This window comes from Kitasatospora aureofaciens (assembly GCF_001188955.3).
Classification (GTDB): Bacteria; Actinomycetota; Actinomycetes; order Streptomycetales; family Streptomycetaceae; genus Kitasatospora; species Kitasatospora aureofaciens.
Genome location: NZ_JPRF03000001.1, coordinates 145,684 through 161,213, shown reverse-complemented (window position 1 = coordinate 161,213; position 15,530 = coordinate 145,684). Strand labels below are relative to the sequence as shown.

10 protein-coding genes are annotated in these 15,530 nt (G+C 72.7%); 7 read left to right on the top strand and 3 right to left on the bottom strand.

Annotated elements, in window-relative coordinates:
• Nucleotides 1-11 precede the first annotated feature (11 nt).
• On the bottom strand, nt 12-1,649 hold the full coding sequence (locus HS99_RS00730) for an amidohydrolase (protein ID WP_030284981.1): 1,638 nt from the start codon (nt 1,647-1,649) through the stop codon (nt 12-14).
• Between the two features lie 103 nt (nt 1,650-1,752).
• Nucleotides 1,753-3,171 carry an APC family permease gene (locus tag HS99_RS00725; RefSeq protein ID WP_046386527.1) on the bottom strand — a complete coding sequence of 473 codons (1,419 nt, stop codon included), beginning with the start codon at nt 3,169-3,171 and terminating at the stop codon, nt 1,753-1,755.
• Between the two features lie 252 nt (nt 3,172-3,423).
• Here HS99_RS00725 and HS99_RS00720 point away from each other — a divergent pair, with 252 nt between their 5' ends.
• Both HS99_RS00720 and HS99_RS00715 read left to right on the top strand, forming a co-directional pair.
• The gene (locus HS99_RS00720; protein ID WP_046385829.1) at nt 3,424-5,373 is read left to right on the top strand and encodes a glycoside hydrolase family 5 protein; all 1,950 of its coding nucleotides are present in this window, start codon (nt 3,424-3,426) and stop codon (nt 5,371-5,373) included.
• Between the two features lie 187 nt (nt 5,374-5,560).
• Nucleotides 5,561-6,058: a hypothetical protein gene (locus HS99_RS00715; RefSeq protein WP_030550214.1), complete on the top strand. Its 498-nt coding sequence runs from the start codon at nt 5,561-5,563 to the stop codon at nt 6,056-6,058.
• A 45-nt stretch (nt 6,059-6,103) separates the two neighbouring features.
• On the opposite strand, the gene HS99_RS00710 is transcribed toward HS99_RS00715, so the two are convergent.
• Nucleotides 6,104-7,507, bottom strand: coding sequence for an aminotransferase-like domain-containing protein (locus HS99_RS00710; RefSeq protein WP_030284989.1), 1,404 nt, complete (start codon nt 7,505-7,507; stop codon nt 6,104-6,106).
• Between HS99_RS00710 and HS99_RS00705 the strand changes: the two genes are divergently transcribed.
• The 5 genes from HS99_RS00705 (at nt 7,506) to HS99_RS00685 (ending at nt 15,439) form a co-directional block, all read left to right on the top strand.
• Nucleotides 7,506-8,789 (top strand): aminotransferase class V-fold PLP-dependent enzyme, encoded by a 1,284-nt coding sequence (locus HS99_RS00705; RefSeq protein WP_078938634.1) that lies wholly within the window; start codon nt 7,506-7,508, stop codon nt 8,787-8,789. The genes HS99_RS00710 and HS99_RS00705 overlap by 2 nt on opposite strands.
• Entirely contained in the window at nt 8,786-10,075 is a 1,290-nt protein-coding gene (locus tag HS99_RS00700; protein WP_030284994.1) for an MFS transporter, read from the top strand. The genes HS99_RS00705 and HS99_RS00700 overlap by 4 nt, the downstream gene beginning before the upstream one ends.
• Nucleotides 10,076-10,366: 291 nt before the next feature.
• On the top strand, nt 10,367-11,782 hold the full coding sequence (locus HS99_RS00695; protein WP_030550210.1) for a family 2B encapsulin nanocompartment shell protein: 1,416 nt from the start codon (nt 10,367-10,369) through the stop codon (nt 11,780-11,782).
• Complete coding sequence (locus HS99_RS00690; protein ID WP_030550208.1) at nt 11,769-13,211, top strand: SufS family cysteine desulfurase; 1,443 nt, start codon at nt 11,769-11,771, stop codon at nt 13,209-13,211. Before HS99_RS00695 ends, HS99_RS00690 begins: the two co-directional genes overlap by 14 nt.
• 392 nt (nt 13,212-13,603) lie before the next feature.
• A complete protein-coding gene (locus HS99_RS00685) occupies nt 13,604-15,439 on the top strand; it encodes a phospholipase C (RefSeq protein ID WP_046385830.1) in 1,836 nt (611 codons plus the stop codon).
• Nucleotides 15,440-15,530 lie beyond the last annotated feature (91 nt).

Sequence of the window (15,530 nt, the reverse complement as noted above, 5' to 3'; positions counted from 1 at the left end):
GCCGTGCGGGATCACTCCGCCACGTACACCAGTTCACCCCCGACGTAGGTCCGCTCCACCCGGGCGTCGGCGATCTCCGTCGGGGGGCCGGTGAGAATGTCCCGGTCGAGCACCACCAGGTCGGCGAGCTGTCCGACCGCCAGGGTGCCGGCGTCGTCGTGGCCGTTCACATGGGCCGAGCCGGCCGTGTAGGCGGCGAGGGCGGAGGCCAGGTCGAGGCGCTGCTCGGGCAGGAAGACCCGGCCGTCGACGGCTCCCGGCTCCATCCGGTTGACCGCCACGTGCAGACCGGCCAGTGGGTCCGGGCTGCTCACCGGCCAGTCGCTGCCGGCCGCCAGGGTGGCGCCCGCCCGCTGGAGCGCGCCGAACGGGTACTGCCGGGCGGCGCGCTCGGGGCCGAGGAAGGGGATGGTCAGCTCGTCCATCTGCGGCTCGTGCGCGGCCCACAGCGGCTGGATGTTGGCGACCGCGCCGAGCCGGGCGAAGCGGTGGAGGTCGTCGGGGTGGACCACCTGGAGGTGGGCGAGGTGGTGCCGCGTGGCGCGCCGGCCGTTCTTCGCCCGGGCGGCCTCGACGGCGTCCAGTGCCTCGCGGACGGCCCGGTCGCCGAGGGCGTGGAAGTGCACCTGGAAGTCGAGCGCGTCGAGTTCGGTGACGTAGCCGCACAGTGCGGCCGGATCCACGAAGCTGAGGCCGGAGTTGGCCGTCAGGCAGCCGCAGCCGTCCAGGTACGGGCTGGTCATCGCGGCGGTGAAGTTCTCCGCGATGCCGTCCTGCATGATCTTCACCGAGCCGGCCCGGAACCGTCCGTGGCTCAACTCCGCCCTCCGCTCGACGAGTTCGGGGATCTGTTCGGCGCCCCGGTCGCGGTCCCACCAGAGCGCGCCGGTCACCCGGGCGGTCAGCGCCCCGGATCGGGCGGCGGCCAGGTAGGCGTCGGACGGGTCCGGCTGGCCGTTGAACTCCCCGAGCAGCGCGTCCTGCCAGCCGGTGATGCCGAGCGAGTGGAGCAGCCGCTGGGCGCGCAGCAGGCCCGTCAGCCGCTCGGCGGCGGTGGCCGGCGGCACCAGCCGGGCGACCAGCGCGGTGGCTCCCTCCTGGAGCATGCCGGCCGGGGTGCCGTCGGCCTCGCGTTCGATCCTGCCGTCGGCCGGGTCCGGGGTGTCGCGGGTGAGGCCGGCCAGTTCCAGGGCCCGGGTGTTGGCCCAGGCGCCGTGGTGGTCGCGGTTGGTCAGGTGGACCGGGCGGTCCGGGACGACGGAGTCGAGCAACTGCCGGGTCGGCAGGCCGCCTTCGAAGCTCTCCAGGGACCAGCCGCTGCCGGTGATCCACTCCCGGTCCGGGTGGGCCTCGGCGTAGGCGCGGATCCGCTCCAGGTACTCCGCGACCCCGACGGTGCCGGTGAGGTCACAGGCGGCGGACTCGACGCCGCCGAAGACCGCGTGGATGTGGGCGTCCTGGAAGCCCGGCAGCAGCAGCTTGCCGGCGAGGTCCACGACCTCGGTGCTCGGCCCGATCAGCTCCCGGACCTCGTCGTGCCCGACGGCGGTGATCCGCCCGCCGGTCACGGCCAGGCTGCTCGCCCGGGTGCGGGCGGCGTCGCCGGTGTGGACGGGGCCGCGGGTGAGGACCAGATCGGCCTTGGCCATGGGTGGTGCTCCGTTCTCGGTGGTACTCGTGGCGGGTGGTGGGCCAGGGCCTGTCCGGCGGATCCTGTCGGATCAGCGCGCGGCAAGATCCGCCGGACAGGCCCTAGGAGGTCGGGTCGAGGAAGTACGGCGAGCGGCGCCGCCAGCGGGCCCAGGCCGCCGAGGGGAGGCCGGTGACGATCATCAGCACCACCACGGTCAGCTCGAACCAGCCGTTGTCGGCTGACAGTTCGAAGTGGTCGGTGGAGTCGTAGAAGGTCCAGGCCAGGTAGCCGCCGACGGCGAGCAGCACCGCCGCGCCGAGCAGCGGGCCGAGCACGGCGCGCAGGCCCTCCAGCGGCGCGGTGCGCAGCAGGTGGCGGAAGCGGACGGCGGACGCGACGGCGGTGAGGGCGTAGTAGAGGGCGACGATGACGCCGATCGCGTTGACGGCGGCCGAGATCAGGTCGTTGACGGTGGGGATGACCACGGAGACCAGCGCGAGGGCGACGGCGATGCCGGTGATCAGCAGGGTGCCGACGGCGGGGGTGGCGTGCCGGGGGTGCAGCCTGGTCCAGACGCCGCCGAGCACCCCGTCGCGGCCCATCGCGTACATCCCGCGCGCCGTCGGTATCACCGAGGACTGCAGCGAGGCCACGGCGGAGAAGGTCAGCGCGATCAGCGGCAGTGCGGCCAGCGGCTGGTGGGCCAGCTTCTCGCCGAAGTAGGTCAGGCCGTGGGCGCCGTTGTCGGCCAGCTCGTCGAGTGGCAGCACCCGTTGGAAGGCGGTGCCGGCCAGCAGGAAGAGCAGCATCATCACCACCAGGGCGAGGAAGCCGGCCCGGGAGGCGTCGCGCGGTTCGCGCACCTCCTCGCCGACGCTGAAGACCGATTCGAAGCCCCAGTAGCAGAACACCGCCAGCACCATGCCCTGGGCGACGGCGTCGAAGGAGGGGAGGTCGAACGGGTTGAACCACTGGAGCGAGAACTGCTGGTCGCCCGCGAACAGGCCGTAGCCGCAGAAGCCCAGCAGCACGGCGTACTCGAAGACCAGCAGCGCCTTCTGCAGCCGGGCGGCGAGGTCGAGTCCGCGGACGGCGACCAGGGCGGCGGCGATCAGGACGACGAGGCCGAGCAGGGTGCACTGGACGGTCGAGTCAGGGTCGAGCCGCAGGCCGGCGACGCTGCGCAGGTGCGCCTGGTCGAGGAGTTGGATGACCGCCGAGCCGGTGACGGTGGTGGTGTAGGCCATGAAGACCACCGTGCCGACGGTGTTCACCCAGCCGGTGAGGAAGCCCAGCCAGGGACTGAGCGTACGGCCGACCCAGCGGTAGCTGCTGCCGGCGTCCGGTTCGACGGCGTTCAGCCGCCCGTAGCCGCCGGCGATGGCGAGCACGGGGAGGAAGGCCAGCAGCATGATCGCGGGCAGGTGGAGGCCGACGACGCCGGCCATCAGGCCCAGGCCGATGCCGATGCTGCTGGTGGCGGCCGTGCTGGAGGCGGCGATCGCCGCGCCGTCCAGCAGGCCGATGGACTTGTGCATGGCGTCGTGGCCGGCGCCCGTTCTCGGACCGCTGCCCGTGTCGTCCTTGACCGTCGGTGCCAACGGATCACCGCCTTGCTCGTGGGGGTGTGGGGGTGGGGTGGGGAAGTGCGAGCCATGAAACCGGCGGCGCCGTTGCACGTCAATGCTGTTGTCATAAGGGGTTCGGACGGTGGAAGGTCTCGTCCTGAACAGTGTCTTTGACGTACCGTCGACAACCCCTGCCCCGTGACTCCCGTCCTGGAGAGATCCGTGATATCCATCCGCCCGGCTCGCCGAGCCGTGCTCGCGGTGGCGGCCCTGCTGGCCGCCCTCATCAGCACCGCCCCGCCCGCACAGGCCGCACAGGCCGCACCGAGCGCCGCACCCGCCGCGCCTGCCTCGCCCGTGCAGAGCGGCGACCGGCTCGCCGCCTCCTGGACCGGTCCGCTGAGCACCCGGGGGCGGTACGTGGTCGACGCCAACGGCGACCGGTTCAAGCTCAGGGCCGGCAACTGGGCAGGCGCCCAGGGCACTTGGGAGGGCAGCGGCTCGACCACCGACCCGGCGCACAACCAGGCCGGCCAGGTCTCCTACGACATCCCGCTCGGCCTGGACCGGGCGCCGATCGACCAGATCCTGGCGGGCTTCCACGGCCTGGGCCTGAACGCCGTCCGGCTGCCGTTCGCCAACGCGCTGATCCACGACACCGCCGCCGTCCCGGACGCCGCCGTCGCCGCCAATCCGCAGCTCAGGGGCAAGACCCCGCTGCAGGTCTACGACGCCGTCGTGGCCGCGCTCACCGCCGACGGGTTCGCGGTCGTCCTCAACAACCACACCACCAGCTACCGCTTCTGCTGCGGCCTCGACGGCAACGAGCGCTGGAACAGCGGCCAGAGCACCCAACAGTGGGAGGACGACTGGGTGTTCATGGTGAACCGCTACAAGGCCGACAAGCGGGTCGTCGGCGCGGACCTGCGCAACGAGGTGCGCCGGGACACCTGGGACGACCCCAACTGGGGCCTGGGCGACGGCCACGACGAGTACGCGGCCTTCGAGGAGGCCGGAAACCGGATCCTCCAGGCCGACCCCGACCTGCTGGTCATCATGGAGGGCATCAACTGGTACGGCATCCCCGCCGCCGGGTTCTCCCACGGCCGTCCGATGCTCACCCCGGTGGCCACCCTGTCCAACACCCTGATCCGGTCCGACAAACTGGTCTACGCCGCCCACTTCTACGCCTACACCGGCCCGGCCAACACCGGCGCGGGCAGCGGCCCCGGCTCCACCAGCGACCCGCGCTACGAGGACTTCACCCCCGAGCAGCTCGCCCAGGTGGTGAACCAGGAGGCCCTGTTCGTCACCCGGTCCGGGCAGCACTTCACCGCCCCGGTCTGGGTCAGTGAGTTCGGCGCCGCCGGCCGCGGCTCGACCGACGCCAAGGAGCAGGCCTGGTTCGACCGCTTCACCGACATCCTGGCCGCCAACGACACCGACTTCGCCGTCTGGCCGCTGGTCGGCTGGCAGAACAACGGTGTCCCCAACGACAACTGGGCGCTGCTCTCCTACGACACCGCCGGCCGCCGGCTCGGCCTGAACGACCCCGGCGACTGGCGCGCCGCCGACTGGAACAAGCTGGTCAACGCCCCCTCGTACACCGGACAGGTCGCACCGGTCGCCCGCTGGAACATGCTCGACCTCGACCACGCGGACCAGAACGTCTCCAGCCGCATGCTGGCCCGGCCCGACTGGAGCCCCGGCAACCGCAAGGGCGACTGCCCGGACGGCCAGCGCCTGGCCGGCCTCGGCCGCAGCAGCAGCCGCGGCCTGTGCACCGACACCGCCGGGCCCGCCGTGGGCGCCGGCGACTGGGTGACCGTCACCGACCAGCGCTACGTCACCGGCGGCGACTGGGCGTCCGGCTACGACAAGCTCCAGTGCCCCGACAACACCTTCGCCGTGGGCTACAGCGTGCACAACAACGCGATGTCCGCGCTGCTCTGCGCCCCGGCCGCCACCGCCCTGCCCGCCGGCGGCCGCACGGTCTGGTTCGACCACGGCGACAACCGGCCCGCCGCCGGCGGCTCCGTCGCGAGCGACTGGGCGCCCGGTACCTACAAGGGCCAGTGCGCGGACGACGAGTACGTGGCCGGGGTGGCCGACACCTGGCGCTGGCTGGAGTACGGCGTGCCCGACGCGCTGCTCTGCCGTCCGCTGCGCTGACGCACGGGTTCGGTCACCCGGTGTGACCGTCGCCCGGGGCGACGCGCCCGGCGGATGCGCCATCCGCCGGGCGCGTGCAGGGTGGAGGGGTACGAACCGCCCGGCCGGCGACCGTCCTGACCCGGCGGGCACCGTCCGGCAGGCGGCCGCTCCTCGGAGCTGCCGCCCCTCGACCCAAGGAGGCGCCATGCCGCTCAGGACGATCCCCCGTCGGGCTCTGGTGCTGACCGTCGCCGTCCTCACCGCCCTGCCGATCGCGGTGCTGACGGCGCCCGCGCAGGCGGCCTCCGCGCCCCCGACCGCTTCGGCGGCCGCCGCGGCGCCGGTGCGCTTCGTGGACCTGCCCGACACCGCGCTGCCAACCGACCGAGCACCGCACCGGATCACCTTCATGTACCGCAACGACACACCGGCGGACCAGACGATCGCCCCGCAGATCCTGGTCGAGTCGCCACAGCAGGGCCCGTTCCTCAGCCCCTCGGACGTCCGGCTCGAACAGCTGGGGCGCGACGGCCGCTGGCACACCCTGCCGCTCGGCAGCCAGACCGGCACGCTCTACACCCAGCTGATCCCGGCGAAGATCGTCCTGCACAGCCACCACACGCTCACCGAGAACTACCGGCTGACCGTGCTCCACGCGCCCGCCCGGGGCACGATCGAGCCCCGGATCGCGATCTACGCCTGAGCCGCGAGCCGCCGGGGCCGCTACGCTGTTGCGCCGTCGCGCCGGTTACGCCTGGGCGGCCACGGCTCGCAGGCGGGCCGCCGCCTCGACGAGTTCGGCGGGTTCGGCCGCGGCGGCGAAGCCGAGCCGCAGGTGGGCGGCCGGCGGCTCAGCCGGGAAGTGGTGGTGGCCGAGGTTGACGGCCACCCGGTGCGCCCGGGCCGCCTCCGCGACGGCCTCCTCGGTGCACCCGGCCGGCAGCCTGACCCACAGGTGCAGGCCGCCCGCCGGCACCCGGTGCAGCGTCCAGTCCGGCACCTCCCGCGCCAGGGCGTCGGCCAGCACGGCGCAGCGCTGATGCAGGGCGGCGGACAGGGCGCGCAGGTGCCGGTCCCAGGCCGGGGTGCTGAGCAGTTCGACCGCGGCCTCCTGGAGCGGGCGGGCGATGAAGAAGTCGTCCACCCGCCGCATCCCGAGCAGCCGCCGCATCACCGGGCCGCGGGCGATCAGCGCGCCGATCCGCAGGCTGGGCGAGGCGGGCTTGGTCAGCGAGGTGAGGTGGACGACGGTGCCGTCCCGGTCGTCGGCGACCAGCGGCCGGGGCACCGGCCGGCCGTGGCCGAGGTGGCGGGCGAAGTCGTCCTCGATCAGGAACGCCCCCGCGGCGCGGGCCACGTCGACGATCTGGCGGCGCCGTTCGCCGGAGAGGACCGTCCCGGTCGGGTTGTGGAAGGTGGGCTGGCAGTAGAGCAGGCGCGCGCCGGTCATGGCGAAGGCCTCGGCGAGCAGGTCGGGGCGCAGACCCTGGTCGTCCATCGGCACGGGCACCGGGTGCAGTCCGGCGGAGCGCGCGGCGGCGAGCGCGCCGCCGTAGGTGGGTGACTCGACCAGGATCGGGCTGCCGGGCGCCGCGACGGCGCGGAACAGCAGTGACAGCGCGCCCTGCCCTCCCCCGGTGACCAGCACGTCGTCGGGACCGACCTCACCGCCCGCCTGCCGGGCGAAGATCGTCCGCAGCGTGGTCAGACCTGCCGCCGGGGCGCGGTGCCAGGCGTCCGGGCGGCGGGCGGCCCTGGCCAGGGCGCCGCCGAGCAGCCGGGTGGGCTGGAGGCTCTCGTGCGGGTAGCCCCCGGACAGCGGGATGGTGCCGACCGGCACCGTGCCGGACTGCTCGTCGGGCGCCTCGGGGGCGAACGGGCGCCCGGCCAGCGCCACCGCCTGCCAGGAGGTGTCCGGTTCGCCGCCGCCGGCGGGCGGGCGGCGGGCCGCGACGTAGGTGCCGCTCCCGGGCCGGGTCACCACCGCGCCCTCGGCGGCGAGCAGGGCGATCGCCCGGGAGACGGTGACCGGCCCGACGCCGTGACGGGTGATCAGGTCCCGACTGCTGGGCAGGCGGTCGCCCGGGGAGAGGCGGGCGATCTCCGTCCGGAGGATCGCCACCAGGGTCTCGATACTGCTACCGTCAGACATGAAGAACAAGAATAGCGCTTTCGTCTCCAGTCCGGAACCGCTCCTGAACGCCGGCCAGGAACGGGTTCTGGATCTCAGCCGGGAACCGCTCCTGGACCTCGCCGCCCTCCGGGCCGACACCCCCGGCTGCGAGGCGGTGATCCACTTCAACAACGCCGGCGCCGGACTGATGGCCCGCCCGGTCCTGGAGACGGTGCTCGACCACCTGCGCCTGGAGGCGGGCATCGGCGGCTACGAGGCCGCCGCCGCCCGCGCCGCCGAGGTCGCCGACTTCTACGCCGCGCTCGCCGAGCTCCTCGGTACCCGCCCCGGCAACCTCGCCTTCGCCGCGAGCGCGACCCACGCCTACGCCAAGGCCCTGTCCGCGATCGACTTCCGGCCCGGGGACGTCGTCCTGACCACCCGCAACGACTTCGTGTCCAACCAGATCGCCTTCCTGTCCCTGCGCCGGCGCCACGGCGTCCGGATCGTGCACGCCCCCGACCACCCCGACGGCAGCGGCGTCGACGTCGAGGCCATGGCCGCGCTGATGCGCGCCCACCGGCCGCGCCTGGTGGCCGTGACCCACGTGCCCACCAACTCCGGGCTGGTCCAGCCGGTCGCCGAGATCGGCCGGCACTGCCGGGAACTCGACCTGCTGTACCTGGTCGACGCCTGCCAGTCGGTCGGCCAGTACCCGATCGACGTCGAGACGATCGGCTGCGACCTGCTCACCGCGACCTGCCGCAAGTTCCTCCGCGGCCCGCGCGGTTCGGGCTTCCTCTACGTCTCCGACCGGGTGCTGGCGGCCGGGTACGAGCCGCTCCACATCGACATGCACGGCGCGCGCTGGGTCGCCCCCGGCTACTACCGGCCGGTCGGCACGGCGGCCCGGTTCGAGGAGTGGGAGTTCCCCTACGCCACCGTCCTCGGCTGCGCCGCCGCCGTCCGCTACGCGCTGCGGGTCGGCCTGGAACCGGTGGCTCGGCGCACCCCCGCGCTGGCCGGCCGGCTGCGCGAGCGGCTGGCCGCCGTCCCCCGCGTCCGCACGCTCGACGGCGGGCCCGCGCCGGCCGCCCTGGTCACCTTCACCATCGAGGGCTGGCAGGCCGCGCCGTTCAAGGCGGCGATGGACGCGCGCGGCATCAACTCCGCCCTCAGTTACCGGGAGTTCGCGCAGTTCGACTTCGCCGACAAGGAGGTGGAGTGGTGCCTGCGGCTGTCGCCGCACTACTACAACACCGAGGACGAGGTCGACGCGGCGGCCGGCACGGTGGCCGAGCTGGCGAGGAGCGCCCGATGACCGGGACGACCCAGGTCTCCGCCCCGCCGAACACCGAACCCGCGCGGCAGAGCCTGTGGCACAACCACGACTTCCTCCGGTTCTGGGTCGGCGAGACGGTCTCGCTGCTCGGCACCCAGGTCACCAACCTCGCCCTTCCGCTCACCGCCATCGGCGCCTTCGGCGCGACCGACGAACAGGTCGGGCTGCTGCGCTTCCTCCAGCTCGTCCCCTACCTCGGGCTCGCCCTGGTCATCGGCGTGTGGGCGGACCGGCACCGGCGGCGGCCGGTCATGCTCGGCGCCAACCTGGTCCGGCTGATCCTGCTGGCCATGGTGCCGCTGCTCTACTGGTGGCACGCGCTCGACCTGCCCGTGCTGATGGTGATCGCCTGCACGGTCGGCATCGCCTCGGTGGTGTTCGACGTCAGCTGGATGTCCTACGTGCCGGTGCTGGTGAAGAGCCCCGAGCACTACGTCGAGGCCAGTGCCAGGATGGGCACCAGTTCCTCCGCCGCCGACGTCGCCGGGCCCGGGTTGGGCGGCGTCCTGGTGTCGGCGGTCGGCGCGCCGGTGGCCGTGCTCGTCGACGCCTGCTCCTACGCGGTGTCCTTGCTCTCGCTGCTGTCGATCCGCACCACGGAGCCCGCCCCGGCACCGGCCGCCGAGCGGCGCCTGTGGCGCGAACTCAAGGACGGCATGGGCTGGGTGATGCGGGACCGGGTGTTGCGCTCGCTCGCGCTGATCGGCTTCTGCTGCAACTTCTCGATGATCACCGTGTGGACGATGTTCCTGCTCTACGGCCACCACGACCTCCGCCTCGGCGACGGGACGATCGGCGCGGTCTTCTCGACGGCCTCCGTCGGCGGACTGATCGGCGCGCTGATCGCACGGCGGGTGATCGCCCGCTTCCCGCTCGGCCGGGTCTACCTGGTCGGCCAGTCGGCGCTGCTGCTCGGCCCGGGCCTGATCCCCGCCGCCGCGGGGCCGCGGCCGGTGATGATCGGGATGTTCGTGCTGTCCTTCTTCACCACCTACCTCGGCCTCGGCGTGGCGGGGGTGATCATCGTCAGCCTGCGCCAGGCCGTGACGCCCCAGTCGATGATGGGGCGGATGACGGCGGCCTTCCGGACCCTGCTGTTCGGCGGCGGATCGCTGGGCGGCCTCGCCGCCGGGCTGCTCACCGGTCGACTCGGCGGCCGGGGTGCGCTGGTCGTCGCGGCGGTCGGCTCCGCCGCCGTGGTGGTCGGGCTGCTCGTCTCCCCGGTCAGCCGGCTGCGGGCGCTGCCCGCCGCGCCGTCGCGGTGACCGGGCCCCGACGCCCCCGCGTGCCCGTCCACGACGGGCACACGGGGGCGTCGGGCGTGCGCCCCAACTCGCCCCCCGTGCTCCCAAGTCCGGTTTTGCGAACCATCGCCGACGCTTATGCCAAAGCCACCCGATCGAGGGAGTTTGGCAACCTCGCACCCCGAATTCGCGCAGGGTCTGTCCGCTGTCCGGCGACCTGAAACCTGGTCACACCGGCCGCCGTCCACCGGCAACATTCTCCGGGTCGATCTGACGACACGTCGGTTGTCAGTACCGGAGAGGGGACCAGTCGTGACCACCGAGACCGTTCCGCAGAACCAGCAGGGCCGGCAGAGCCTCAGCACCTCCGCCGCCCGGAACCTCGCCACCACCACCAAGACCGTCCCGCAGATGCTCGGGATCACCCCCCGGTACCTGCTGCGGGCGCTGCCCTGGGTGGACCTGGAGGCGGGCGTCTACCGGGTCAACCGCCGCCGGGGCTTCATCCTCGGCGACGGGCTGGTCAGCACGTACGTCGACGGCGGCGGCGCCACCCGGGTCATCGCCGAGGACCTGCGCGAACTGGCCTTCCTCAGCCAGGTCGACGGCCCGGTGCTCTCCGCGCTCGCGGCCGGGTTCACCGAGCGCGAGGTCGCGCCCGGCGAGCTGATCGTCGACGCCGACGCCCCGGCCGACCAGCTGCACATCATCGCCTTCGGCCGGGCCGAGAAGCGTGCCACCGGCACCTACGGCGACGACGCCCTGCTGGCCGTGCTCGGCGAGGGCGACTTCTTCGACGCCCCCGCCTGGGCCTCCGGCACCGCCATGCCGTACCGGGTGAAGGCCGTCTCCGCCTGCACCGTGCTCTCGCTGGACCGCGGGATGCTGGCCGAACTCGCCGACCGGGAGCCCTCGTTGCGCGCCCGGCTGGACGAGTTCACGGCCGGGCCGGCCCCGACCGACCCCGAGCACCCGATCGATCTCCAATCGGGCCACACCGGCGAGCCGTACCTGCCGGAGACCTTCGTCGACTACGACGAGCGCCCGCGCGAGTACGAGCTGAGCATCGCCCAGACCGTCCTCAAGGTGCACACCCGCGTCGCGGACATCTACAACTCCGACATCGACCAGGTCGACGCCCAACTCCAGCTGACCGTCGAGGCGTTGCGCGAGCGCCAGGAGTGGGAGATGCTCAACCACGCCGAGTACGGCCTGCTCAACAACGTCGTGCCGACCCAGCGGGTGCGCACCCGCGGCGGCGCGCCCACCCCGGACGACCTGGACGAACTGCTCACCCGGGTCTGGAAGCAGCCCGCCTTCTTCCTGGCCCACCCCCGGGCGATCGCCGCGTTCGGCCGCGAGTGCACCCGGCGCGGGGTACCGCCGCAGGTCGTCGAGCTGTTCGGCAGCCCGTTCATCACCTGGCGCGGCGTGCCGCTGCTGCCCTCCGACAAGCTGGACCTCAACGGCTCGGCGAATTCGGCGCCCGGCACCACCAACATCCTGCTGATGCGCGTCGGCGAGGAGCGGCAGGGCGTCGTCGGCCTGCGGCCGTCCAAGGTCCCGGACGAGGTCGAGCCCGGCCTGGCGGTGCGCGCGATGGGCGTCGACCGGCAGGCCATCACCTCCTACCTGGTGACCAGCTACTTCTCGACCGCCGCCCTCGTGGACGACGCCATCGCGGTGCTCCAGAACGTCGAGGTGTCCAACTACCATGACTACTCCTGACGGATTCGGGCGCGGCACCGGGATCAGCGGCGCCCCGGGCGGCCTCTCGACCGCGACCACCCTCCCGGGCCGCGGCGCCGCCACTCCCCCGAACCCCCTGCCCGAGGCCCTCGCCCACGCCGCCGGCGGCGGCCGCTACTGGCTGCCGGCCCAGGCCGACCGCAGGCCCACGCCCACCGCCGCACCCACCGCCGCACCCACCGGCTGCTTCGACGTCGAGGCCGTCCGCCGCGACTTCCCCCAGCTGCACCGCGAGGTCAACGGCCGCCCGCTGGTCTGGCTGGACAACGGCGCCACCACCCTCAAGCCCCGCCAGGTGGTCGAGGCGGTCGGCGAGCACTACGCCTCGGGCACCTCCAACGTCCACCGCGGCGCGCACGCCCTCGCCAAGCAGGCCACCCAGATCTACGAGGAGGGCCGCGCCGAGGCCGCCAAGGTGCTCGGCGCCCCGGACCCGGACGAGATCGTCTTCGTCCGGGGCACCACCGAGGCCGTCAACCTGGTCGCCCAGACCTGGGGGCGGGCCAACCTCGGCGTCGGCGACGAGATCCTGGTCTCCGCCGCCGAACACCACTCCAACCTGGTGCCCTGGCAGCTGATCGCCAAGGAGCGCCGGGCCCGGATCGTCCCCGTCCCGCTGCTCCCGGACGGGCAGTTGGACCAGGACGCCTACCGGGACCTGCTCGGCTTCCGGACCAAGCTGGTGGCGCTCACCCATGCGTCCAACGTGCTGGGAACCGTCCCGCCGGTGGCCGAGATGACCGCGCTCGCCCACCGCTACGGCGCCAAAGTGCTGGTCGACGGCGCCCAGGCGGTCGCCCACTTCCCGGTGGACGTCACCGCCCTGGACGCCGACTTCTACGCCTTCTCCGGGCACAAGGTCTTCGGCCCGACCGGAATCGGCGCGCTGTACGGCAAGCGGGAACTGCTGGAGGCCATGCCCCCGTGGCAGGGCGGCGGCAACATGATCGACTCGGTGAGCTTCGACGAGACCAGCTACGCCCCCGTCCCGCACCGCCTGGAGGCCGGTACCGGCCACATCGGCGGGGTGGCCGGGCTGCGGGCGGCCCTGCGGTACCTGTCCGGGCTGGACCGCCGGGCCGCCACCGCGCACGAGGAGCAGCTCACCGCGTACGCCACCGCCGCGCTGCGGACCGTACCCGGGCTCCGGCTGATCGGCGAGGCGCCGGGCAAGATCGGGGTGCTCACCTTCCTGCTCGCCGGGACGGACCCGATCGCCCTGGCCGGGGCGCTCGACCAGCAGGGCATCGCCATCCGGGCCGGCCACCACTGCGCCCAACCCGCCCTCGCCGCCTACGGGTTGCAGGCGGCGGCCCGGGCCTCGCTGGCCCTGTACAACACCGTGCAGGACGTCGACTCCCTGGTGGCCGCCCTCCAGGGCATCCAGGCGGAGGCCGCCGCGTCCTGACCGGCCCCGGCGCCGGGGGCGGGGGCGGGCACCGAACGGGGTGCCCGCCCCCGGCTGTTCGCGGCCGGCCAGGTGAGATGTTCCGTGACTTCGACCACGGTTTCGAGCGGGGCCGATGGCGGTCCCGGCCGGGATGTAAGCGACATTCCTGGCCGGAAAGCGCCGAAACCTGTCCCGTATTCATCGGATTCGAGAGACATTCATCAGACTTGTCTGCCGAGTGGAAGCCCTGACGCAGGGTTCCGCACTTCGTCGATTTACCTCGCGTTCACATGGACCCGTCAACCGTGTTCACCGCTACGCTCTAGCGTCTAGCCGCCGCGCCGCGAAAGCTACGCGCGTCACGGCCCCCACTTCTGACACACCTGATGATGACGTCCGAGGAACCGACCATGCACGCAGTCCCCACCCGTAACAGGTGGCTCCGCTACGGTGCCGGCCTGATCGGCGCGGCCTCGCTGACCGCCTTCGGCGGCGCTCCCGCAGCCTTCGCGGCCGACGGTCCGCAGACCGCCACCCCGATCAAGCACCTGGTGGTGATATTCCAGGAGAACGTCTCCTTCGACCACTACTTCGGCACCTACCCGAACGCGGCCAACACCGCCGACGACAAGGTGAAGTTCACCGCCAAGCCGGGCACCCCGAAGGTGGACGGCCTCAGCGACGACCTGCTGCACAAGAACCCGAACCGCAACAACCCGCAGCGTCTGGGCCCGGCGCAGGCCGTCACCTGCGACCAGGACCACACCTACAAGGACGAGCAGCTCGCCTTCGACGGCGGCAAGATGGACAAGTTCGTCGAGCACACCGACATCGAGAGCTGCAAGGCCCCGATGTACACCGCGCCCGGCCTGGTGATGGACTACTACGACGGCAACACCGTCACCGGCTACTGGAACTACGCCCAGCGCTTCGCGATGAGCGACAACTCCTTCGGCACCAACTACGGTCCCTCCACCCCCGGCGCGATCAACCTGGTCTCCGGCCAGCTGCACGGCGGCTACCCGATCGACCCGAAGACCGGTCAGCAGACCACCGACGCCTACGTGGTCGCCTCCCCGGACGCCAAGGGCATCGGCACCGTCATCAACGACCCCGACCCGGGCTACGACGACTGCTCCGACCCCAAGCACAACCACCTGGTCATGACCGGCAAGAACGTCGGCGACCTGCTCAACGACAAGGGCGTCAGCTGGGGCTGGTTCCAGGGCGGCTTCAAGCCGACCGGTACCAAGGACGGCAAGGCGGTCTGCGAGTCCGCCCACAAGAACATCGTCGGCGCCACCCAGACCGACTACAACCCGCACCACGAGCCGTTCCAGTACTACAAGTCCACGGCGAACCCGCAGCACCTCGCGCCCAAGACCGTGGACGAGATCGGCCACGACGGCCAGGCCAACCACCAGTACGACCTGACCGACTTCGACGCCGCCCTCCAGCACGGCAACCTGCCGGCCGTCAGCTACCTCAAGGCCGCCAACTACCAGGACGGCCACGCCGGTTACTCCGACCCGCTGGACGAGCAGCACTTCGTCGTCGACACCCTGAACAAGCTGCAGAAGTCCAAGGACTGGGCCTCCACCGCCGTCGTCATCGCCTACGACGACTCGGACGGCTGGTACGACCACAAGTTCGCCGAGCCGGTCAACGGCTCCAAGGACGCGGCCAACGACAGCCTGAGCGGCCCCGGCCAGTGCGGCAAGGACGCCGGCTCGGGCGGCTACGCCGACCGCTGCGGCTTCGGCCCGCGCCTGCCGCTGCTGGTCGCCTCGCCGTACGCCAAGGCCAACTTCGTCGACCACACCCAGACCGACCAGACCTCGATCCTGCGCTTCGTCGAGGACAACTGGAAGACCGGCCGGATCGGCGACTACTCCTTCGACGAGCACGCCGGCTCCATCGAGGGCATGTTCGACTTCAAGAACCCGCAGTCGGCCACGCTGATCCTCGACCCGACCACCGGCCAGCCGGTCGGCGGTGACACCCCGAGCGGCCAGCCCACCGGCCAGCCCACCGGCGGCTCCTCCACCACCCCGGCCGGCTCGGCGACCTCTACCGACGGAAGCACCACCGTCGCCGGGGCCACCAGCAGCGTCTCCGGCCCGCCGCTGGCCGAGACCGGCGCCAACTCCAACACCGGGCCGATCGCGGCCGCGGCCGTCGCGCTGCTGGCGCTCGGCGGCGGTGCGGTCCTCCTCGCCCGCCGCAAGCGCGGCCGCCGCGCCTGACGCGCTGGCGGTCAGCTCACCGACACCGCCGGGTCCTCCCTCCGAGAACCCGGCGGTGTCCGCGTTCAACCGAGGCCCCGGGGCGGGCTAC